Here is a 21,513-nt window from a genome sequence, read left to right as displayed (position 1 = left end):
ATTATTCTTTTATCAGTACGCCATCCGCCTCAAAGGCATATTTTTTCTCTACATGGATGATACCCGCAATTTCCTCTTCCGTTTTTCCCGCATCACGGGCATAATGTCTTTGATCCTTTATATTCATTTCTTCAACAAAGGCCAAACCATTAACAATCACTTCTTTCCCAACAAGTTCCTTTGGCACAAAGAATCCATAGTCCTTAAATTTAACCATTGTTTCTTTGCCCTCCCCCAATTGCAACTTCATCCAACATCCTTTTACCTTGCATACCTCCATGACTAGACCGGAAAACTTGGATGCCAGTGTATCCTTTGTGGACATTTTTTCATAATTCCCAAGCATTTTATCACTGGTTAGCACATCGGCATCGGTAAAGTGGGTTCCAAAATAAGAGTTCCCACCATCAATCTGGGATGCTTTGGCATTTACCAAGGGCTTATTTTGAGCCATACCGGCCGAAAACACCATAAAAGTCACAATCAAAATGTTAAATTGTCTCAAAATATTCAGAATTTATATCACTTTACAAAACTGGGTATTTTTAGACGAAAAAAGAAGTACTACTAATGATATTTGCTTAATTTTATTGCTTTAAATCAGAATTGTATGCAAACTGTTTCAAATTCAATAATAGTTGAGAAAGTTAAACACTCGAAAATTGATAAAGTAGATTTTAATAATTTATCGTTTGGAAAATATTTTACAGATCATATGATGGTCTGTGATTTTAAGAATGGCGCATGGGAAGTACCAAGAATAGTTCCATATCAACCCATTTCGCTTGATCCGTCCGCCAAAATATTTCATTACGGACAATCTGTTTTTGAAGGAATGAAGGCCTATAAGGACAAGGATCAAAATGTTTGGCTCTTTCGTCCTTTGGAAAACCAAAAGCGGATCAACATTTCGTCCAAAAGACTTGCCATGCCGGAATTCCCTGAAGATTACTTTATGGACGGCTTAAAAGCACTTTTAAAATTAGACCAGAAATGGATCCCAACTGCCGAGGGAAGCTCCTTATATATTAGACCATTTGTATTTGCCTCTGGATGCGGATTCCACGCTTCCCCCTCGGATGAATACAAATTTATTATTGCCTGTTCCCCATCAGCCTCCTATTTTGCTGGGAAGGTAAAGGTTTTGATAGAAGAGAAATATTCACGATCGGCCAATGGTGGTGTAGGTTTTGCCAAAGCAGGCGGCAACTACGCAGGACAGTTTTACCCTACACAGTTGGCAGTCGAAAAAGGTTATAATCAGGTAATCTGGACAGACGACAATAACCATGAATACATTGAGGAGGCCGGTGCCATGAACATTTTTGTTAGGATAAACGACACCTTGATTACCAGTCCTACAAGTGATAGAATATTGGATGGCATAACCCGAAAGAGCATTATAGACATTGCCAAGGACGAAAACATAGCTGTAGAAGTTAGAAAAATTACCGTAAAGGAGGTGGTTGAAGCTTCAGAAAATGGTAGCCTCAAAGAAATGTTCGGAGCAGGTACCGCCGCAGTAATTTCCCCTATTGCCACTTTTGGCTACCAAGGAAGGGATTATGACCTACCCGAAATTAAAAATAGTTATGCCTCCACATTAAAGAAGCGTATCACGGATATTCAATATAATAAGGCGGAAGACAAATTTGGGTGGAGATACCAAGTAGAAGTGTAATTCAAACTTTTATGACCTTATAACAAACCCCTCGTCTTTTAAAGTCGAGGGGTATTTTATTCTAAAACAAGGCCTTGCCTCCTTTGAGGCCTACCTTTTATTAAGAATATCCACAATATTGGGCTTGAAATAATTTGGTCCCTTAAGCACTTTTCCATCCTCCCTGTAAATTGGTTTACCATCTTTCCCCAATTTACTCATGTTACTTCGCTGTATTTCCTCAAATACTTCCTCTATTTTATACTGCATACCGTGTTCCAAAATAGTTCCACACAATATGTACAGCATATCACCAAGAGCATCGGCAACTTCAACCAAATCATTATTGTTTGCCGCTTCCAGATACTCCCTATTCTCTTCATCCATCAAATTGAAGCGAAGTAAATTCTTAGCCTTGCCCAAATCGGCCCTTACTTCTTTAGATACACCCAACCCAAACGAATTATGGAACAATTCTACTGCATCAAGTTTACTTTTCATAATTGTATTTATTTAAGTTAGATTTGCGTAAAAATATAAATATGTTCAGTACGGGACAATTAATTTTTGCCGGGCTTTTTTTTGTTGGTTTTGTAGTAATTACCATACTTTCTTATCAAAAAGACAGAAAACTTCATGAAAAAAACTATAGAGGCGTTAAATGGGTAGGATTTTTCTTCACAATATTCATAGTAATTTTGTTTGTTATTAAGTTTTTTCTTAAAAATTAACATTATTTTTACGTTCGCTACAAAAAGAGCCCTTCCGAATATCATTCCTAATTATTACATCGTTTAATATACGAAAAGACGTAATTTTGCGTTGAATAACTAAATCATTTAGTTGTATGGTAACTTTTTTCAGTATTTTGTTAGTTCTTATTGGTATAAATGCATTGCTTTTTTTAGTAAGTTTTAACAGTAGTTCCAAAAAGAAAGAAAAGTCCGTCAAAAATATTTCAGAATCTACCACAGTAATCTTCCCCCTAGATTTAATTAACTCGAAATATAAGAAGGCAGTTTAATTCTTGTCTAAGGAAATTTATGCATCTTTGCCTAAATACTATATATCCATAGTATTTATAGTTGCGCTATACCTATTGTTAAGATCTTTATATATGATAATTTTTATTTACTTTGAACAAGAAATAAAAACTATTTGTACATGAAGCAATTTCTACTCGTCTTTCTTGGAGGGGGCCTAGGTAGTGGCTTACGGTTTTTAATAAGCAAAACTTTCAACCACACGTTTCACAATTTTTTTCTCGGCACTTTTATAGTCAATATAATAGGTTGCCTACTTATTGGTTTTATACTGGGCCTTTCCCTAAAAAACAATTTCCTTACCAACAATCAGACATTATTATTGACCACAGGTTTCTGTGGTGGCTTCACTACTTTTTCCACATTTGCCCTGGAACAACACTCCTTTTTAAAAACCGGGGACTTTATCAACTTCGCCGCTTATACCCTTTTAAGTATTGTAATTGGAATCCTTGCAGTTGCCTTCGGATTCTGGTTTTCCAAGCTTTAAGCTTCATTTTAATTTTTTAACACATTTAAGGTCTATCTACTTTTTTTAATGTTATTGGCCATTTTTCTGCATTATCAATAGCAAATTACCTAAAAAGACGCGATTTTTTCAGTTTTTAACCTTAACAAGTGTTAAAAGTTTTAACATATCAACATTATATTTAGTCTGAAACACAATACCCTTAAAATTTAAGGGTCATTTTTATATAAACCATAAATCTGAAGCTAATACCCCTCAAAAAATAGGGGGGTATTAAATTAATATATATTTTTGTTTCATAAATAATAAATCAATTATGAAAAAAATCGAGGCAATTATTAGGAAGTCAAAATTTGATGACGTAAAGAAAGCGCTACATCAAATTGGAGTAAACTTTTTTAGTTACTGGGACGTAACTGGAGTCGGAAATGAAAAAGAAGGGCATGTCTATAGAGGCATCTCCTATAGCACATCCGACATTCAACGTAGGTATCTTTCCATTGTAATATCGGACGATTTCTTGGAAACTACTGTAAACACTATTCTGGATACAGCATATTCAGGTAACGTAGGTGACGGTAAAATTTTCGTTTCCGAAGTTTTGGAAGCTTATCGAATCAGAACAAAGGAAAGCGGAAAAGCAGGAATCAACTAAAAAATTTAAGAACCAACAAACAAATAACAACATGGACGTAGGATTATTTACAGCAAATAACGTTTGGATGATGATATGTACGGCTCTCGTATTCTTCATGCATTTAGGGTTTTCTCTTTTGGAAATCGGACTAACCAGACAAAAGAACACAATTAACATCTTATTTAAGAACGTATTCATTATATGTATAGGCTTGCTCCTATATTATATTGGAGGGTTTAACCTTATGTATCCCGGTGATTTCAATGGTTATCTTGGTTTTGCAGGATTCGGCATTGAAGCCCCAATACTACCAGATGGTAGTTTGGATCTTACCTACAATGAAGGATACACGTATTGGACAGATTTTCTTTTCCAAGCGATGTTTGCGGCAACCGCTGCAACCATAGTTTCCGGAGCAGTGGCAGAACGTATTAAGCTTGGTGGATTCATGATATTTACGATTATTTACGTAGGCTTGGTATATCCTATCGTAGGATCTTGGCAATGGGGTGGTGGATTCCTTTCCACTCTTGGCGGTGATGAAGGCGGTTTCCACGATTTCGCAGGATCTACATTGGTACACTCCGTAGGGGGATGGGCAGCTTTGATTGCCATATACATATTAGGACCAAGGATTGGCAAGTTTGGCGAAGATGGAAAACCAAATGCGATTCCAGGACACAATATTCCTTTGGCAGCAGCAGGGGTACTTATTCTATGGTTGGGCTGGTTCGGCTTTAACGGTGGATCAGTATTATCCGCGGATCCAGCTGGAACTTCAATAGTATTGGTTACCACATGTTTGGCAGCTGCCGCAGGGGGAATAGCGTCTTTTATTTTCTCTACTATACTATACAAAAACTATGACGTTACCATGATGCTAAACGGTATCTTGGGCGGTTTGGTAGGAATTACTGCCGGAGCCGACCTAATGTCTCCCTTTGAATCCATTATTATAGGTCTAATAGCCGGTGTAGTTATTGTATTGGGCGTTGCCTTGGTGGACAGATTAAAATTGGACGACCCCGTTGGAGCGGTTGCAGTACACTTAATCTGCGGAATCTGGGGTACTTTGGCCGTAGGAATCTTCGGTGTTAAAGCCGGTGTAACTCAATTTTTGTATCAATTAACAGGAGTAGCCGCTGCAGGTGTATTCTGTTGCCTGACAGCATTTATAATTCTTTTCGCTATCAAGAAAACTTCTGGAATAAGAGTTTCCAAAGAAGAAGAATTGGAAGGATTGGATATACATGAGCACGGAATGGATGCTTATGCCGACTTCAGAATGAACCAACACTAATAAACACAACAAAAGGTAACGGAGCGTTTTGCAGAACGCTCCGTTTATAACCCTTTTTCATTACAACAACTCAATAATAAGCTAACATCCTTTAAAAGGATATAAACAATTGAATTATGAAAACGATTATTTATACAAAATACGTAAAAAATTTACTATTATTTGCATTTGCCCTTGCCTCAACAGCAACTTTCGCTCAGGAAGAGGAAGAAGCCAAGAAATTTAGCCTAAGCGGAAGTGTGGATGCCTACTACAGAACCAACTTGAACGGTGACAACGGTTTTGACGATGCTTCTGGCCTGCCTAATGCAGCTCCAGGATCTTCATTCGCCAACTTACCCGGGTTTGCTTTGGGAATGGCCAATGTTATAGCCGCATATGAAGGGGAAGATGTTGGATTTGTAGCCGACCTTGTTTTTGGACCTAGAGGAACAGACGCTATCTTTGCTTCCCCTCTATATTCAGCTACTGGGAATATTGTAAACCAATTATATGTTTATTGGAATTTAAGTCCATCGGTGAAATTAACATTTGGTAATTTCAACACCTTCTTAGGCTACGAAGTAATTTCTCCTGTTGCCAATTTCAACTACAGTACCTCTTATTTGTTTTCTTACGGCCCTTTCTCCCATACAGGTTTAAAAGCAGACTTTACATTATCTGATGACTTTAGCCTTATGTTGGCGATCATGAACCCAACAGATCAAACTGAATTGAACCCTACCGAAAAATATGCTTTCGGAGCCCAATTGGGATACAGTGGTCAATTCCTGAATTTCCTTGCTGATGACGGGGCGTTTGAAATTGACTTCACAGGTGGTTTCGATTTGTCCGATGAGTTCTTCTTGGGAATCAATGCTGCCCTTTACGATAATGACGATATTGGATTTGCCGGTGTAGCCCTTTATCCACAATACGCTACTTCCGACAACTTCACCATAGGATTAAGGGGAGAATATTTCGCAGAAACAGGAGACTATGGCGCTATTGGAACCGGAGTTGAAGATTCCAGTGTTTTCGCTGTAACACTTACAGGTAGTGCCACTATAGGTAATTTAATCATCAAGCCTGAATTGCGTTTGGACAGCGCATCCGATGATTCCTTTAATTTCCTTGATTCGGATCTGGCCGCACAAAAGAGTTTATCTTCATTTGTACTAGCTGCCGTATACTCTTTCTAAATAGAATTGACTTTATTATTTATAGCCCCGCTTAGAGCGGGGCTTTTTAATTTTTAACCCTTTTTAAACGCCTTTACCCCAGCCGCAATAGCAATATCCAATCTGTTCTGCTTGGGAACCAACGGACAGGAATACTTTGGATTGTAAGCACAGTATGGATTATAGGACTTATTAAAATCCAAAAGAATGGTATCTCCCTGGGGAATGGTCAGGTCTAAATATCTGCCCCCACCATAGGTTTCTTCCCCATTGGTAAGGTCCGCAAAGGGTAAAAACAAATAATCCCTATATTTCTCCTGCTGCCTTAATTCCTGATTTTGATAAACTTCCAATTTGTGGGTACGGCCATGCAGAGTAAAAGATATAATCCCAAACACAACCTCCTCTGTCTGCCTTTCTGTAGTGGTCGGCATCATAAAAGGTATGGCCTCGGGGGTTCGGGTAAATTTTGCCATGACCCTATAGGACGTATCCGGCTCAAAAAAATCCAAAGTCGTAAAATCCTTTCTGTACCTATCTGGCAAGGGAGAGGTTTCGGGATCCTTGAATTCCATGTTCATTTTTTTCTGGAATTGCATAATGTCCTCCATGGCTCCGGACACATGTTTCGGCACATTGTTTTGCTCCTGATCATGATACCTTTTTTCCTTACAACCCAAGGACAATAAGAATAAAACCAAAAATAACTGCTTCATTTTCCTGCTTTTGGTATAAAAATACAACATCCATTTTTCTGGATAAAAGAAATTTGGACACCAATCCTAGCCAAGGCCGTTTTAATATGTCAAAAAACCTTAGCATAATATACCATTATTATACCTCTAAAAAAAGTTGGTACTTACATGATGAACCCACCTCTATGGAACGGGCGGGCAATGGTCGAGTTATTGAACCTAGATCCCACCGAAATAGGTGGGATTGGTTCCACTTGCAATTTTAAGTGCGTCTCACCGACTTCTCAAAATTGAGTTTCACTAATAAATACAAAACTATTGACGGTAGGTTTTTTACACAAATAAGATACAGTTAAAATATAGGTAAGCCATTACTTGTAGGCAGCCATCAAATCGGATCTAAATCCGTCATATGGCACATTATTAAGGATACGGCCGTTAAAAAAATATTATCTCCTCCAAGACAACAGCTTATTCTTCGATGATGTCGTAACGGGCATCTTTTAAGTATTTTGCCACAATTTCGTTGAATTCCGGGGTAATGCGCAGCAATGCAGTATTTTCCAAACTATATAATTCGGCTTTGTCCGTATACCCTTTCTTCAATAATTCCTCCAAATAAAAGAGGGAGGTTCCATAATCTTCCATTTGAGCACTATTCGCAATTATTTTAAGGTAATAGCTATAATCCGCAGGCTCTGTTATGGTCTTTAGCATCCATAGCAGACTCAAGACCTCTTGATCTACCTGACTTCCTGAATTGACTATGTCCAAATTATCTTCGATCAAGGCATTTACATAACCCAAAAGGCGTTTGCCCATTTCTCTTTCTGCCTCTATTTTACTGTTATCGTATTTCTTCAACTCACCCATTTGATAAATCCACCAACCCAAGTTATTATAATTATAGGTCGCTAAATCTTCCTCCAAATAATAGACATAATCTTCCTTAATAAAAGATTCCTTCATTAAAGTATTGTTCTCATTTCGGGTCATGGTTTTAAAAAGCTTATTTTTATTAAGCTCCCGCTTTATTCTTTTAAGGGAATCGCTATCCTTCAGCACCCTATATACAGCAATGACTTCATCCAATACATTATCGGCCTGAATTAATTTGTTGGACCTGATTAAACGATCTATTTCCTCCAAATTTTGGGCATAAGTTTCATTTATATAAACTTCATCTTTCTCTAATTGGCCCTTCGCCATGGCAGATAAATTGAAAATTTCCAAGGCCTTTTCAAGATATTGGCTATTGGGCCATTCATGCCCCCCATTGAACACCAACAAATGATTAGGAAATTTTAAACGTCCCATAAGGGACTTCCCTGCCAGCATTTCTGGATAGGCATAATCTTCCTTTCCTACAATACCTATAAATTGAAATAAATTGTTCGTATTCAATATGTCCATATTGGGGTACACGGCGCCACAAGAAATTACTCCGGCAATAGCTTTTACAAAAATGGGCAGCACAGATGCAAATCTAGCTCCGCTATCAAACCCAGCACTATAGCTCCTATTCTTATGAATGGGCAAAAGCCTAATAATATCGTTGAACATTCTTCCCGTAACCAAAATATTCTGGGAAGTGGATAAAGAATCATTTACATTGTTCGGGGCCGCTAGAATATAGCCTTGTTTCTCAGCTGCTTCCTGGAACATACGTACGGCCCTTTTACCTTTACCTTCCATATCAAAAACTAAAAGTATGGGCCAATTCCTATCCATTTCAAAGCTGGTAGGCAGAAATAGGGAATAACTTTCGGAAATGGAATCCTTTACCGGAATGGAATCGATTACGATACCTTTTTTCAAGGTCATCTGTTGTGAATTGCCCCATAAACCTGCCCCTAGAAACAGAAATAATATAATTTTTTTCATAGAATTATAGTCATCAAATATCTAGCCAAATTAAAAAAGTATTACATCCATTCCTATACGCAATTGATACAAGCAATATTTCCCAAGGGTTACAAGGCCACTAACTCCTTTTGCACCTAAGCTTTACAATGCATTAAATTTAATAATAAAAATATAGCGCCAAAGCCGCTTGGTTATTTTAATTCCAATTTACCAATAACCAACTACTGTTACACCTCTCTCTTTTTAATGGGGGCATTGGACACTACGTCCGACAGGATAATATGAGTGCGTGTCTCCCCATATTGTATAAGCTTATCTATAAATTTTTCCAAATGAAATTGATCCTTTAAGACCACTAGCATTATAATATTTTCATTACCCGTAATCCTATAACAATTAACCACCTCTTCGTAAGTGTTTACTATATCTAAAAAAGGCCGTAACTTCCCCATAAAGGCACGAAGCGTAATTATAGCTTTTAATTGATATCCGGTATGCGAATGGGATACTACAGCCTTGTATCCTGAAATAACCCCAATATCCTCCATTTTCTTCACCCTTTCCGCAACGGCAGGGGGCGTTAAACCCACTTTCCTACCAATATTGGCAAAAGATTCCCTGGCATTTTCCTGAAGTAATTTTAGAATCTTCCAATTAAGGACATCTATCTTTGTATTCAAAATAAAATGTATTAAAAATATTAACTTTCAATAGCTAAAATACAATTTTACTTTGTTATATAAACTCAATTTTACTAATTTCGACGTAATTTTATATAACAGAATTTGTCATAAAAATGCCTTACAAAAACTTAAGTACGATTCCGATTTATCGCAAATCCTTGGATCTTTTACAGATGAGCAGGGAAATTGCATCGTACCTATCCTATAACAAGGATCTTCTTAAGTTATATCAATCCAACAGCCATAGGGATATTATGGTAGATTCCTTATTGACCGATTCCATCTTGATTCCCCAACAAATTGAAGCAGCCGAGCGCTCAGAATGCTATGCTGCCCGAATGAGAAGCGCTACCTTTATCAATGTGATCATAAGAAATATAAATTCTTATTGTACCGGTTTGGAAAAAGACGGTGTAAAGGAAAAGGAATATTTAAACCTTTTAAGGAGCGAAATAAAAAGTTTCAGAAGATTGTACAAAGTATGGCGACGATCTATTCGAAGCTAAACCTTCCCAAATACCTTCTAAATAATTAAATAGCCTATATTTTACCCAAACGGTATTAAGAATTGGCCTATTGGTAATTATAACCCTATCCTTACAACTACATATTTCTCCTGTACTGACCCCCTACCGCAAATAGTGCATCTGTAATTTGTCCGAGGGAACAGTACTTGGTAACCTCCATCAACTTTTCAAAAATATTCCCATTTCTAATCGCCAGTTCCTGTAATTCCTTTAATTGGGTCCCGGCAGATACCCCCATCATAGCATGTAAATGCTCCAAGGATTCTATTTGTGCCTTTTTTTCCGAATCTGTTGCACGGATAATTTCTGCCGGCAAAATGGTTGGGGACCCTTTAGAACTTAGAAATGTATTTACTCCAATAATGGGAAATTCGCCATTGTGCTTTAGCGTCTCGTAGTAAAGGCTCTCCTCCTGAATTTTAGATCTCTGATACATGGTTTCCATGGCCCCCAATACACCGCCCCGTTCGGTTATTCGGTCAAACTCCAATAACACGGCTTCCTCTACCAGATCTGTTAATTCTTCAATTATAAAGGAACCTTGCAAAGGATTTTCGTTTTTGGCCAAGCCCAATTCTTTGTTTATAATCAATTGAATGGCCATTGCCCTGCGAACCGACTCTTCCGTTGGAGTGGTTATTGCCTCATCATAGGCATTGGTATGTAATGAATTACAATTATCATAGATGGCATATAAAGCCTGTAATGTAGTTCGGATGTCATTAAAATCTATTTCTTGCGCATGCAAGCTACGCCCCGAGGTCTGGATATGATACTTTAACATCTGCGCCCTGGGGTCTGCTCCATATTTAAGATGCATGGCCTTTGCCCAAATGCGACGCGCAACCCTTCCGATTAGCGCATATTCAGGGTCTATCCCATTGGAAAAGAAAAACGACAGATTGGGACCAAATTTATTGATATCCATCCCCCTACTTAAATAATACTCAACATAGGTAAAACCGTTGGACAGCGTAAAGGCCAATTGGGTGATTGGATTGGCTCCTGCTTCCGCAATGTGATATCCCGAAATGGAAACAGAATAAAAGTTCCGTACCGAATGCTGAATAAAGTATTCCTGCACGTCCCCCATAAGTCTTAAGGCAAATTCAGTTGAAAAAATACAGGTATTCTGAGCCTGATCCTCTTTTAGTATATCTGCCTGCACCGTACCCCTAACCGTATTTAGGGTATTCATTTTAATTTCCGCATATATATGTTTGGGCAAGACCTGGTCACCAGTAACCCCCAATAGCATTAAACCCAGACCGTCATTTCCTTCCGGTAATTGACCCCTGTATTTTGGCCTTGCAAGACCTTTAGCCCCATATAACGCAGCAATTTTACCTTCAACTTCATTTTCCAAACCATTTTTCAAAATATATTTCTCACAATTCTGATCAATGGCGGTATTTAAAAAATAACCCAGCAACATGGGTGCAGGTCCATTGATGGTCATGCTGACCGAGGTAGTAGGACTACAAAGATCAAATCCTGAATACAACTTTTTAGCGTCGTCCAAACAGCAGATAGACACCCCGGCATTGCCAATTTTTCCGTATATATCTGGCCTGTAGTCTGGATTTTGACCATACAACGTTACCGAATCAAATGCAGTGGATAAACGTTTGGCAGACAATCCCATACTAACATAATGAAAGCGCCTATTGGTGCGTTCAGGACCACCTTCTCCCGCAAACATTCTTGTAGGATCTTCCTCTGTTCTCTTAAAAGGATAGAGTCCGGCCGTATAAGGAAATTCCCCAGGCACATTTTCCTGGAGGATCCAACCCAAAATATCGCCCCATGCCCTGTATTTAGGAAGGGCTACCTTCGGAATATCGGTTTGTGCAAGAGATTTTGTATGGGTTTCCAATGTAATTTCCTTTCCCCTTACCTTATATATAAAGGTTGGCTCTTGGTACCGTTTTACCTTTTTTTCCCAATTTAGGATCAATTCCCAGTTCTGGAAATCCAAATTCATTTTTATTTGGTCGAACTCTTTGAACAAAAGCCTCAATAATTGTTTTTTGTCCTCGGTCAGGGAAAACTCCAAAATTGCTTCCGTATTTAATCCTTTCTTGTCAAGAAATAAATTAAACTCCAAATTGGAATCTACCTGGGATATAGTTTGAATGGTCTTAAAAACACCATACAACCGTTGGGCCAATTCCGCCTGCTGAAAGGACTTTTTATCATAGGCCCGATTGCTTTCGGCTATTTCCGATAAATAACGTGTACGCGAAGGAGGTATTATATAAACCTTCCCATCATCGATATTTCCATTCTGGAACTGTGAATTAATGACCGCTCCGATTTTTGAAGCCAATTTATCCATTACGGACAAATACAATCGATTCATCCCCGAGTCATTGAATTGAGAGGCTATGGTTCCAAAGATAGGCAATTCATCCTGATCCGCCTCCCAAAGACCATGGTTGCGCACGTATTGTTTTTTAACGTCCCTAAGTGCATCTAGCGCTCCTCTTTTATCAAACTTATTAATAGCCACGACATCCGCAAAATCCAACATATCTATTTTTTCCAACTGGGTAGCTGCCCCAAATTCCGGTGTCATAACATATAAGGATACATCACTGTGTTCTATGATCTCCGTGTCCGACTGACCAATCCCTGAAGTCTCCAAGATAATCAAATGGAACCCTGCCACTTTTAGAACTTGAACTGCCTCGTCAACGTGTTTGGACAAGGCCAAATTGGATTGTCTAGTAGCCAAAGATCTCATATAGACCCTAGAGTCGTTGATGGCATTCATACGTATTCGATCTCCCAACAATGCACCGCCCGTTTTCCTTTTGGACGGATCAACAGAGATGATTCCAATGGTCTTATCGGGGAAATCCAACAAAAATCTTCTTACCAGTTCATCTACCAAACTTGATTTTCCAGCACCACCCGTCCCAGTTATACCCAGTACGGGCACAGCACCTTGTATTACCTTTAAACCTGAAAAATGACTTACAAAGTCCTCGTGCCTATTTTCTGCCAAGGTAATGAGTCGTGCCATGGCATTTACATTCCTTTCTTCCAATAATTGCAAAATAGACCGGCCCTCAGGAATTTCCAAACAAGGAACAGGAAAATCACTTTGTTCCACCAAATCGTTTATCATTCCTTGTAGCCCCATGGTCCTGCCATCATCTGGAGAATAAATTCTGGTTATACCATAATCCATTAGTTCTTTTATCTCCTCAGGAAGAATTACCCCGCCGCCGCCGCCGAAAATCTTAATGTGGCCGGCACCCTTATCCATTAATAGATCGTACATATACTTAAAATACTCCATGTGCCCACCTTGATACGAAGTTATGGCAATGGCGTTTACATCCTCTTGGATGGCACAAAAAACCACCTCGGACACACTACGATCGTGGCCCAAATGAATTACTTCCACCCCAGTGGACTGAATTATACGCCGCATCATGTTAATAGCTGCATCGTGACCATCGAACAAGGAGGCTGCTGTTACGATACGAACTTTATTTTTAGGAATATATGGTGGCTTCCGGTTCATAAAAACAATTCTAATTTCCTTTAATCAATTTAATAAAATACCCCTATTCACCCGAACCCTTAAAGGCGATTGTTGAAAGATTTGAATTAACGAGGCGCTATTTTTTTAAAAGACAAAAAAAGGACCATTATACGGGTGCAATTTAACAAAATAGCAAAAATTAGATTGATATAATTAGAATTTTATAAAAATATTCCTCAACCAGAGTACTTCATTCCTAAAATCCTAATTTTGCCACCTAAAACCGTTAAACTTTGAAGACAACTATCCTCATAAATTGCCCCGACCAATCCGGAATTATCAGTTCTGTAACCGGATTTATACACAGAAAAGGTGGTAATATTATTTATATCGATCAGCACGTAGATAAAGAAGCGGGTGTGTTTTTCATGAGACTGGAAAGCGATTTTGAAAAGAACATTCCAGCCGTTAAGAATTTAAAACAAGAATTTGAAGAAGAATTGGCCATACCACACCAAATGGAGTGGAGTTTGTATTTGGGATCTGTAAAACCTAAAATGGCGCTTTTTGTTTCCAAATACAACCATTGCTTATACGATTTATTAAGTAGGTACAATTCCGGGGAACTAGAGGTTGAAATACCCTTCATTTTAAGTAACCACAGCGATTTGGAATATGTGGCCAGACAATTCGATATTCCCTTTTTTCATGTACCTGTAACAAAAAGTACAAAAAGTGAAGCAGAAAATAGGCAATTGACACTACTGAAGGAATATCAAATAGATTTTATAGTATTGGCCAGATATATGCAAATTGTTAGCAGCAAGGTTATTGACCACTATCCCAATAAGATAATCAATATTCACCATTCCTTCCTCCCTGCCTTTGCCGGTGCTAAGCCATACCATGCCGCTTTTGAGAGGGGGGTTAAGATAATAGGTGCCACTAGTCATTACGTTACCGAGGAATTGGATGCCGGCCCCATTATTGAGCAGGATGTTACCACAGTAACACATGCACATAGCATCAAGGACTTTATTACCAAGGGTAGGGATTTGGAAAAAATTGTACTATCCAGGGCCGTAAAGCTTCATATTAACAGGAAAACCATGGTCTACAACAACAAGACGGTAATTTTCTCTTAGCTTAGGCACTAAATCGTATCAGGATAAGTTATAGGTATAACTTTAAAATTATAAAATGAAAAAAATAATATTAGCCGTAGTCTTATTCCAATTTATTGGATGTTCGGAATTACAACAGGTAGTCTACCAATTACCTCAAGGAGGCTCTTTGGGCAATGACGAAATTGCAAACGGATTAAAGGAAGCCCTTAATATGGGAATAGACAAGCAGGTAAGCAAACTAACCCAAACCGATGGTTTTTTTATGAACGAACTGGTAAAAATTATGCTTCCCGAAGAATTACAGAAAGTAGACAAGACCCTCAGGGACATTGGACTTGCCAATCTAGCTGATGAAGGCCTAAAAATATTGAACAGGGCTGCAGAGGACGCTGTTGGTGAAGCCACGCCCATATTTGTAAATGCCGTAAAGGGAATGACCTTTAATGACGCCAAAAACATTCTTTTGGGTTCGGACAATGCAGCAACCATGTACCTTACCAATGCTACGCAAACAGAACTCTACAATAAATTTAACCCAGTAATTAAAAATTCCTTTTCAAAAGTTGGAGCGGACAAAATCTGGAACAACCTAATTACGCGATACAACAGCATACCGCTTACCAATAATGTAAATCCAGACCTAACAGATTACGTTACTCAAGAAGCCTTAAAAGGCGTATTTACGATGATTGCCGTTGAGGAAAAGGAAATAAGGAACAAGGTTTCCTCAAGAACCACAGAGGTGCTGAAAAAGGTTTTTGCCCTACAGGATTAAAAATGATCTATTTATAGTCAATTTACACAATATATCCAATTGCGTTACGTTACATTTAAACAAGCACAGATTACAACTTTTTAGTTGTCTAAAATTGCAATCTAAGTTATACCAAAAGAATTTGAGTTAGTATTTTTTGAGTTAGTTAGTTTAAAACCGGTGGGAGCACCGGTTTTTTTGTTGGTACACCAATCCATTTGCGCTGATTACCACATACACAAGGCCCCTGGCATATGGTAGGATACAATTTGCGCCATTCCTGAAGGCAATGGTTACATTATTTTATCAAGAGGTAGCGTATAACCGTATCGTTAAAGAACTGGGGCTGCTCCACATTCACAACATGCCCACAGTTCTGGACCACTATCAGCTCTGCACTTTTATGATCCTGCACTATTTGTTGAATAGTAGGCAAGAACAAATAGTCCTCTGCCCCCATTACGTACAGCGTAGGTATTTTTATATCTACCGTTCTAAAAAAATGTAGCAATGGGTTAATCTCCGAGGTTAACTTAAACCATCGAATAAATTCCTTTTGGTACAATTTTTTAGCCTCTCGAACAAAAAGTAATCGCGATTCCTTATGGTTCTTATTGGGCATTATTACAAAAGCAAAAAACTTGTACAGCCATAAATAAGGGACTATAGATTTTAAAATTACACCGAGTCTCATCAATATTTGCGACCTGAGGTTCAATTTCATAATGGCCCCTCCCATAATCATGCTCTCTACCCGATGGGGATGCTTCTCTGCCAAATTTCGAATTAAAATTGTTCCCAGGGAAATTCCAATAAAATGGGATTTTTCAATCTTTTCAAAATTGATCACCTCCAATATATCCTCGGTAATATTGTCAAAAGTATACTTGCTCTTAAAGGCGTCCTTTAAATGCATCTTGGAGTTCCCATGGCCCCTAAGATCCAATAGAAGTACATTAAAATGTTTTTTAAATTCCCTAAGCTGCTTGTACCAAATAGTGGAACTACCTCCTGCACCATGCACAAAAGTCACCCATTTTTGGGAGGTATCATGACTATGTATATTATAACTGATCAATATTCATTTTTTATAAATGTAGTGTTAATTCCAATGCACTTGAAGTGACCCTAAAAGTTCAAAATATATTTCCCAACATTAACCCAAGGTTAAAAAATAGACAAATTACCTGATTATTAGATAAATGCGCTTACCCACAACCTCCATTAAACCCTTATTCCAATTATATTTGTTAGTAAAAAAAAAAATATGGAAAATCAATATTGTAAAGTGGGTTCCGTATCCACTATTACCAATGCTTATAAAGAAATAAGTTTTTTGGAGCACCAATATCAAAGTTTCATGGACAAGGCTAGCAGTACAAAATACTCCAATTCAAAACTTGCCGAATTTTTTGAATTGAAGGCCGCTAAGATCCAAAAAATCATTCAAACCTTAGCGCATTAGGCATCTTAGCGCTTTTTAAGCTCCAAACTCATTTGCTGCTGCAATTCTTTTGCCTTTTCGGCAGAGGCCTGCGCAAAATTTTCTTGGTCCGAAGCATAAATAATTCCTCTGGATGAGTTCACCAAAAGACCTACATTATCACTCATTCCGTATTTGCACACTTCCACCAAACTACCTCCTTGTGCCCCTACACCTGGTACAAGAAGAAAACTATTTGGAATAATATTTCTTATTTCCGTTAAAAAAGTTGCCTTGGTAGCACCTACCACATACATTAGATTTTCAGAATTTTCATAGGTTTTGGAAATCTCCAGTACTTGCTTGTACAATTCCTTTCCTTCTAGCTTTTTTGTTTGAAAATCGAACGCTCCTTTATTGGAAGTTAGTGCCAGTAATATGGTATGTTTATCCTTAAACGCCAAAAATGGCTCCACGGAATCCCTTCCCATATAAGGTGCAATAGTTACAGAATCGAATCCCAAATCCTCAAAAAAGGCTTTGGCATAACGAGTGGAGGTATTGCCAATATCCCCACGTTTGGCATCTGCAATTGTAAATATTTCCGGATAATTGCTATTTAAGTAGTGGATAGTTTTTTCCAAGGCCTGCCATCCTTTTATCCCATAAGCCTCATAAAAGGCGGTATTGGGCTTATAGGCCACACATAAATGATGTGTGGCATCAATTATAGCCTTGTTAAAAGCAAAAATGGGATCTTCCTCTTGTAATAGATGCTTTGGAACCTTATCCAAGTCCGTGTCCAACCCAATACAAAGAAAGGATTCCTTTTTTCGAATCTGTCCAACTAAAAAATCAGTGGTCATAGGAATTAAAAAATCTCAGAGGCTTCCTTTAGTTTCTCCGTATTCTCAACCAAACTTAATTCGTCTATAATACGTTGAATATCGCCGTTAATAATGTTTTGCAAGTCGTATAGCGTTAATCCGATCCTATGATCCGTTACCCTACCCTGTGGGTAATTATAAGTTCTAATTTTAGCCGAACGGTCACCACTACTTACCTGCGAATTTCTCTTGGCAGCATCCTCCTCTTGTTTTTTGGCCAATTCCATGTCGTACAAACGGGAACGCAATACCCTAAATGCCTTTTCCTTGTTTTTGTGTTGTGATTTCTGATCTTGGCACTGCGCTACCAAACCTGTTGGAATGTGGGTTAATCTTACCGCAGAATAGGTGGTGTTTACGGATTGACCTCCAGGTCCCGAGGAACAGAAAAAATCTATACGCACGTCCTTGGGGTCTATCTGCACATCAAAATCCTCGGCCTCGGGAAGTACCATAACCGTAGCGGCACTGGTATGTACCCTACCTTGGGTTTCGGTCTGTGGAACACGTTGTACGCGGTGTACGCCCGCCTCAAACTTAAGAGTGCCATACACATCCTCACCGGTAACCTCGAACTGAATTTCCTTGTAACCACCGCTCGTACCTTCACTTAGGTCAATGACATTTGTCTTCCACCCTTTAGATTCACAGTATTTGGTGTACATTCTAAATAGATCGCCCGCAAAAATACTGGCTTCATCCCCTCCGGTACCTGCTCTTACCTCTACCACTACGTTCTTGGAATCCTCCGGATCCTTTGGTATTAGCATCAACTTGATCTCCTCTTCCAATTTGGGCAATTTTTCCTTGGCTTCTTCCAACTGCATTTTGGCCATGTCTACCATTTCGGGATCACTGCCATCGGCCAGAATCTCCTCTGCCTCGGCAATATTATTGGTATACTCCAAATAAAGACCCCTCTTGTCTACCAGCTGTTTTAAATCCTTATATTCCCTGTTTAGTGCCACATAACGCTTTTGATCAGCAATAATATTAGGCTGAATTATAAGGTCCGCAACCTCATCAAAACGTTGCTTTACTATGTTTAATTTATCTATCATATACAATCTACACTTGGACTGCGAATTTACGATAATTTTGTACATTTAGCCATATCCTATTCAATAGATGAATTCTATTTTCAATTTTAGAACCTATGAATTAAGTTTCCGCTTTGCCAAACCCTACCTTTGGATATCCTTTCTTGTTATGGTTTTTATGCTTTTTAGTGGGAGTGTAATTTTCAAGATATCCAACTTAAATTCCATGGTCTTGAGTTTCAAGATATTATTCTATCTAGGGGTCTTCCTTTCGCATTATGATGTTGCCCGGCGAAAACGATTGACATTTTATCAAAATTTTGGTTTGTCCAAAATAGTCCTTATCCTAAATTCATTTCTAATAGATATTGCCCTAAGCCTAATATTTATTAACCTCATCCGTTTATTTTGACCTTGGAAATTGACAGTGTTGAACTGGAGTTTGATGGAAAAAAGGTCCTATACGGTATCTATATAAAATCTGAACGCGGAAAAGTTACCGGTATCCTTGGAAGAAATGGCTGCGGAAAAACGTCCTTATTGAGAATTCTATTTGGGGATTTACAGCCCAAATACAAGAATATCCGCAGTAATGGAAAGTGTTTTCCAGGACCTATGTACACAACCGGAAAAATAGGGTACCTGCCCCAATATCCTCTTTTGCCACGACATTCAAGCTTAAAGTACGTATTTGGATTATTCAATGCTTCCTGGGAGCAATTCACAAACCTCTTCGAGAGTTTTGGAGAATACGACAAAAGTAGGATCAAGGATTTATCCAGTGGTGAAATTAGGGTTATTGAAGCTTACTTGATACTCATGTCCAATAAGGAAATTATACTTCTAGACGAACCCTTTTCATTCATTGCACCAATATTTGTTGAGAAATTCAAGGCCCTTATCCACCAGGTAAAGAAAAAGAGCATTATAGTCTTGACCGATCATTTTTACAATGATATTTTAGACGTAAGCGATACGGTCTATCTTCTTAAAAACGGTTGTTCCAAACAAATTGAGGATAAGAAAGAACTGAAGAGCGAAGGCTATATCAATTAGGACTTAATTGAAAAGGATCCCACTACTTTTGTGCATTTTGTTGTTATCATCCACAATGATTGCCTCGGTTCCCTTTAATTGATTAATCAATGCCAATCCCGAATCAACGCCAAGTACAAAAATAGCCGTAGCTAGGGCATCCGATAATTCAGCGGTTTTTGAAAACACCGATACGCTATATATTCCCGAAATAGGGTTTCCTGTTCTCGGATCAAGAATGTGCGAATATTTCCTTCCATCAAAAGTGATATATTTATCGTAACTCTCGGAAGTAGCTACCGAGGACTCCAAAACAGGGAGCCACGAAAATATTTTTTCCTTACTTAGAGGGTTTGCAATACCTATCAACCATTTTTCACCGGTAGCCTTTGTACCCCAAGTGGTTAGGTCACCCGCGGCATTGATAACCCCTGCACGCACCTGCTTCCCCACCAACAGTTCTTTGGCCATATCGGCAGCATATCCCTTTGCTATCCCTCCTAGACCAATCTTCATTCCTTTCAATTGTAAAAAGACGGTATGATCTTCCTCGTTCAAGATGATTTTTTTATACCCCACCTTGCTTACGGACTCTGTTATTTCGCTCTTGGTAGGCTTGTACTTCATGGAGCCGTCAAACTGCCATACCCTATCCAAACCCGCAAATGTAATATCAAATGCACCATTCGTTATCTCGGAAATCTGATTGGCCCTTTCAATCAACTTATAAAGTTCCACACTTACCTTTACCGGTTTTATACCTGCATTTTTATTGATTTTTGAAGTTTCGGATTCCTCGTCCCATGAAGATATCAGTTTTTCTATCCTTTTAATTTCAGAAACAGCCTCTTCTATGTTTATATAGCCAATTTCCTCATTATCCGCTACTACGGTGATATCAAATCTATCACCCATTAAGTTCACCGATCGCTGAACGGTCACATAATTAAGCCCTTGGGCATGGCCCATAAGTACCATGCAAAATATTAAAAGAGAAAATGTAGCCCTCACCCTAGAACAATATTAAAAATGGAACTTTTTTTTATCACGACCTATAACAAATGAATTGCCCTTGGAAAACCTAGATCCACTGAAAGCAAACCAAAATCCAATAATCATTACCTCATTTTTTGACACGAGATTTGCAACCGACCTTCCTATGCAAAAAGACTGCAAAGAAAATGGTAAAAAGATGTAAAATAAACATCCGAAGAGCGATCTACAGGAAAATCCCATGCAAGCAAGTAGTTAAAAAAGTTTTGATTATTCAAAAACACGAAGGATCTGCCCTTCTAATTCCGTATTAAATATTTTAAGGGGTTTGGCAACATCGTTACCGATATGATTTAATGGGGTACCGGTCTGACTAAAGGTAGAACCATGGGTGGAGCATTTAAAATAACCTCCATTGTCTGTTTTAAAACTTATCCCGTCTGTCTGTTGATGACTACAAATTTGGCTTGCGGCCACAAATTCGCCCTCCAAGTTTTTAACCACTACCACATAATTCTTAACTATAAAATCGCCATTGTTTTGCAATTTGGCTCCTTCCGCAGAACTTAAATCAATGGTAAAATCCACGCCAGTTGGCACGGGTTTGGGGTCTATAGCTTCATCGCTATCCGACGAACAGCCATGCAAGCAGGGAAAAGCGAGGGCAAATGCCGCTCCGGTACCTAAAGTCCTTAAAAACTGCTTTCTTTCCATAACG

At 38.5% G+C, this 21,513-nt stretch carries 21 protein-coding genes; 10 read left to right on the top strand and 11 right to left on the bottom strand.

Features of this window, described 5'->3' with window-relative positions:
• Nucleotide 1: 1 nt before the first annotated feature.
• Nucleotides 2-505, bottom strand: a complete 504-nt coding sequence (locus tag B9Y87_RS20175) for a DUF4920 domain-containing protein (protein ID WP_139827300.1) — start codon at nt 503-505, stop codon at nt 2-4.
• 105 nt (nt 506-610) lie between these two features.
• On the opposite strand from B9Y87_RS20175, the gene B9Y87_RS20170 reads away from it, so the two are divergent.
• Entirely contained in the window at nt 611-1,681 is a 1,071-nt protein-coding gene (locus B9Y87_RS20170; RefSeq protein WP_085500767.1) for a branched-chain amino acid aminotransferase, read from the top strand.
• A 90-nt stretch (nt 1,682-1,771) separates the two neighbouring features.
• On the opposite strand, the gene B9Y87_RS20165 is transcribed toward B9Y87_RS20170, so the two are convergent.
• The gene (locus tag B9Y87_RS20165; RefSeq protein ID WP_085500766.1) at nt 1,772-2,161 is read right to left on the bottom strand and encodes a pyrophosphohydrolase domain-containing protein; all 390 of its coding nucleotides are present in this window, start codon (nt 2,159-2,161) and stop codon (nt 1,772-1,774) included.
• Nucleotides 2,162-2,824: 663 nt separating this feature from the next.
• Here B9Y87_RS20165 and crcB point away from each other — a divergent pair.
• The 4 genes from crcB to B9Y87_RS20140 all read left to right on the top strand — a co-directional run bounded on the left by crcB (nt 2,825) and on the right by B9Y87_RS20140 (nt 6,290).
• Nucleotides 2,825-3,193, top strand: coding sequence for a fluoride efflux transporter CrcB (gene crcB, locus B9Y87_RS20155; protein WP_085500764.1), 369 nt, complete (start codon nt 2,825-2,827; stop codon nt 3,191-3,193).
• 295 nt (nt 3,194-3,488) lie between these two features.
• Nucleotides 3,489-3,827 (top strand): P-II family nitrogen regulator, encoded by a 339-nt coding sequence (locus B9Y87_RS20150; protein ID WP_072864625.1) that lies wholly within the window; start codon nt 3,489-3,491, stop codon nt 3,825-3,827.
• Nucleotides 3,828-3,858: 31 nt separating this feature from the next.
• The gene (locus B9Y87_RS20145; protein WP_085500763.1) at nt 3,859-5,109 is read left to right on the top strand and encodes an ammonium transporter; all 1,251 of its coding nucleotides are present in this window, start codon (nt 3,859-3,861) and stop codon (nt 5,107-5,109) included.
• 116 nt (nt 5,110-5,225) lie between these two features.
• Nucleotides 5,226-6,290, top strand: a complete 1,065-nt coding sequence (locus tag B9Y87_RS20140; protein WP_085500762.1) for an outer membrane beta-barrel protein — start codon at nt 5,226-5,228, stop codon at nt 6,288-6,290.
• Nucleotides 6,291-6,343: 53 nt separating this feature from the next.
• Here the strand turns inward: B9Y87_RS20140 and B9Y87_RS20135 are convergent, their stop codons facing one another.
• From B9Y87_RS20135 to B9Y87_RS20125, 3 genes are all read right to left on the bottom strand, one after another.
• Nucleotides 6,344-6,985, bottom strand: coding sequence for a DUF1684 domain-containing protein (locus B9Y87_RS20135; RefSeq protein ID WP_085500798.1), 642 nt, complete (start codon nt 6,983-6,985; stop codon nt 6,344-6,346).
• A 450-nt stretch (nt 6,986-7,435) separates the two neighbouring features.
• A complete protein-coding gene (locus tag B9Y87_RS20130; RefSeq protein ID WP_085500761.1) occupies nt 7,436-8,848 on the bottom strand; it encodes an alpha/beta hydrolase in 1,413 nt (470 codons plus the stop codon).
• Between the two features lie 209 nt (nt 8,849-9,057).
• On the bottom strand, nt 9,058-9,510 hold the full coding sequence (locus B9Y87_RS20125) for an Lrp/AsnC family transcriptional regulator (protein ID WP_072864632.1): 453 nt from the start codon (nt 9,508-9,510) through the stop codon (nt 9,058-9,060).
• Between the two features lie 116 nt (nt 9,511-9,626).
• Between B9Y87_RS20125 and B9Y87_RS20120 the strand changes: the two genes are divergently transcribed.
• Complete coding sequence (locus B9Y87_RS20120; RefSeq protein ID WP_085500760.1) at nt 9,627-10,019, top strand: hypothetical protein; 393 nt, start codon at nt 9,627-9,629, stop codon at nt 10,017-10,019.
• A gap of 97 nt (nt 10,020-10,116) precedes the next feature.
• Here the strand turns inward: B9Y87_RS20120 and B9Y87_RS20115 are convergent, their stop codons facing one another.
• On the bottom strand, nt 10,117-13,575 hold the full coding sequence (locus B9Y87_RS20115) for a methylmalonyl-CoA mutase family protein (protein ID WP_085500759.1): 3,459 nt from the start codon (nt 13,573-13,575) through the stop codon (nt 10,117-10,119).
• 254 nt (nt 13,576-13,829) lie between these two features.
• Between B9Y87_RS20115 and purU the strand changes: the two genes are divergently transcribed.
• A complete protein-coding gene (gene purU, locus B9Y87_RS20110) occupies nt 13,830-14,681 on the top strand; it encodes a formyltetrahydrofolate deformylase (protein ID WP_085500758.1) in 852 nt (283 codons plus the stop codon).
• A 55-nt stretch (nt 14,682-14,736) separates the two neighbouring features.
• Nucleotides 14,737-15,438 carry a DUF4197 domain-containing protein gene (locus tag B9Y87_RS20105; RefSeq protein ID WP_085500757.1) on the top strand — a complete coding sequence of 234 codons (702 nt, stop codon included), beginning with the start codon at nt 14,737-14,739 and terminating at the stop codon, nt 15,436-15,438.
• Nucleotides 15,439-15,715: 277 nt separating this feature from the next.
• Here the strand turns inward: B9Y87_RS20105 and B9Y87_RS20100 are convergent, their stop codons facing one another.
• The gene (locus B9Y87_RS20100; RefSeq protein ID WP_085500756.1) at nt 15,716-16,495 is read right to left on the bottom strand and encodes an alpha/beta fold hydrolase; all 780 of its coding nucleotides are present in this window, start codon (nt 16,493-16,495) and stop codon (nt 15,716-15,718) included.
• A gap of 189 nt (nt 16,496-16,684) precedes the next feature.
• Here B9Y87_RS20100 and B9Y87_RS20095 point away from each other — a divergent pair, with 189 nt between their 5' ends.
• Nucleotides 16,685-16,882, top strand: coding sequence for a hypothetical protein (locus B9Y87_RS20095; RefSeq protein ID WP_085500755.1), 198 nt, complete (start codon nt 16,685-16,687; stop codon nt 16,880-16,882).
• 5 nt (nt 16,883-16,887) lie between these two features.
• Here B9Y87_RS20095 and pyrF read toward each other — a convergent pair whose 3' ends face one another.
• Nucleotides 16,888-17,706, bottom strand: coding sequence for an orotidine-5'-phosphate decarboxylase (gene pyrF / locus B9Y87_RS20090; protein WP_085500754.1), 819 nt, complete (start codon nt 17,704-17,706; stop codon nt 16,888-16,890).
• Nucleotides 17,707-17,711: 5 nt separating this feature from the next.
• A complete protein-coding gene (prfA, locus tag B9Y87_RS20085) occupies nt 17,712-18,788 on the bottom strand; it encodes a peptide chain release factor 1 (RefSeq protein WP_085500753.1) in 1,077 nt (358 codons plus the stop codon).
• Nucleotides 18,789-19,175: 387 nt separating this feature from the next.
• On the opposite strand from prfA, the gene B9Y87_RS20075 reads away from it, so the two are divergent.
• Nucleotides 19,176-19,823, top strand: a complete 648-nt coding sequence (locus B9Y87_RS20075) for an ATP-binding cassette domain-containing protein (protein WP_085500751.1) — start codon at nt 19,176-19,178, stop codon at nt 19,821-19,823.
• Nucleotides 19,824-19,826: 3 nt separating this feature from the next.
• Here the strand turns inward: B9Y87_RS20075 and B9Y87_RS20070 are convergent, their stop codons facing one another.
• Nucleotides 19,827-20,780, bottom strand: coding sequence for an FAD:protein FMN transferase (locus B9Y87_RS20070; RefSeq protein WP_245808764.1), 954 nt, complete (start codon nt 20,778-20,780; stop codon nt 19,827-19,829).
• A gap of 285 nt (nt 20,781-21,065) precedes the next feature.
• On the bottom strand, nt 21,066-21,509 hold the full coding sequence (locus tag B9Y87_RS20065; RefSeq protein WP_085500750.1) for a QcrA and Rieske domain-containing protein: 444 nt from the start codon (nt 21,507-21,509) through the stop codon (nt 21,066-21,068).
• Nucleotides 21,510-21,513 lie beyond the last annotated feature (4 nt).

Source organism: Arenibacter troitsensis (assembly GCF_900177645.1).
GTDB classification, from domain to species: Bacteria; Bacteroidota; Bacteroidia; order Flavobacteriales; family Flavobacteriaceae; genus Arenibacter; species Arenibacter troitsensis.
Note: the sequence above shows the minus strand (reverse complement) of the source record. Positions and strands in the feature narration are given on the sequence as shown.

Bases quoted from the DNA above. Each gene is read 5' to 3' on its own strand.
- B9Y87_RS20170 (WP_085500767.1), top strand. From the start codon at position 611: ATGCAAACTGTTTCAAATTCAATAATAGTTGAGAAAGTTAAACACTCG.
- B9Y87_RS20165 (WP_085500766.1), bottom strand. From the start codon at position 2,161: ATGAAAAGTAAACTTGATGCAGTAGAATTGTTCCATAATTCGTTTGGG.
- crcB (WP_085500764.1), top strand. From the start codon at position 2,825: ATGAAGCAATTTCTACTCGTCTTTCTTGGAGGGGGCCTAGGTAGTGGC.
- B9Y87_RS20150 (WP_072864625.1), top strand. From the start codon at position 3,489: ATGAAAAAAATCGAGGCAATTATTAGGAAGTCAAAATTTGATGACGTA.
- B9Y87_RS20145 (WP_085500763.1), top strand. From the start codon at position 3,859: ATGGACGTAGGATTATTTACAGCAAATAACGTTTGGATGATGATATGT.
- B9Y87_RS20140 (WP_085500762.1), top strand. From the start codon at position 5,226: ATGAAAACGATTATTTATACAAAATACGTAAAAAATTTACTATTATTT.
- B9Y87_RS20135 (WP_085500798.1), bottom strand. From the start codon at position 6,985: ATGAAGCAGTTATTTTTGGTTTTATTCTTATTGTCCTTGGGTTGTAAG.
- B9Y87_RS20130 (WP_085500761.1), bottom strand. From the start codon at position 8,848: ATGAAAAAAATTATATTATTTCTGTTTCTAGGGGCAGGTTTATGGGGC.
- B9Y87_RS20120 (WP_085500760.1), top strand. From the start codon at position 9,627: ATGCCTTACAAAAACTTAAGTACGATTCCGATTTATCGCAAATCCTTG.
- B9Y87_RS20115 (WP_085500759.1), bottom strand. From the start codon at position 13,575: ATGAACCGGAAGCCACCATATATTCCTAAAAATAAAGTTCGTATCGTA.
- B9Y87_RS20105 (WP_085500757.1), top strand. From the start codon at position 14,737: ATGAAAAAAATAATATTAGCCGTAGTCTTATTCCAATTTATTGGATGT.
- B9Y87_RS20095 (WP_085500755.1), top strand. From the start codon at position 16,685: ATGGAAAATCAATATTGTAAAGTGGGTTCCGTATCCACTATTACCAAT.
- pyrF (WP_085500754.1), bottom strand. From the start codon at position 17,706: ATGACCACTGATTTTTTAGTTGGACAGATTCGAAAAAAGGAATCCTTT.
- prfA (WP_085500753.1), bottom strand. From the start codon at position 18,788: ATGATAGATAAATTAAACATAGTAAAGCAACGTTTTGATGAGGTTGCG.
- B9Y87_RS20070 (WP_245808764.1), bottom strand. From the start codon at position 20,780: ATGGTACTTATGGGCCATGCCCAAGGGCTTAATTATGTGACCGTTCAG.
- B9Y87_RS20065 (WP_085500750.1), bottom strand. From the start codon at position 21,509: ATGGAAAGAAAGCAGTTTTTAAGGACTTTAGGTACCGGAGCGGCATTT.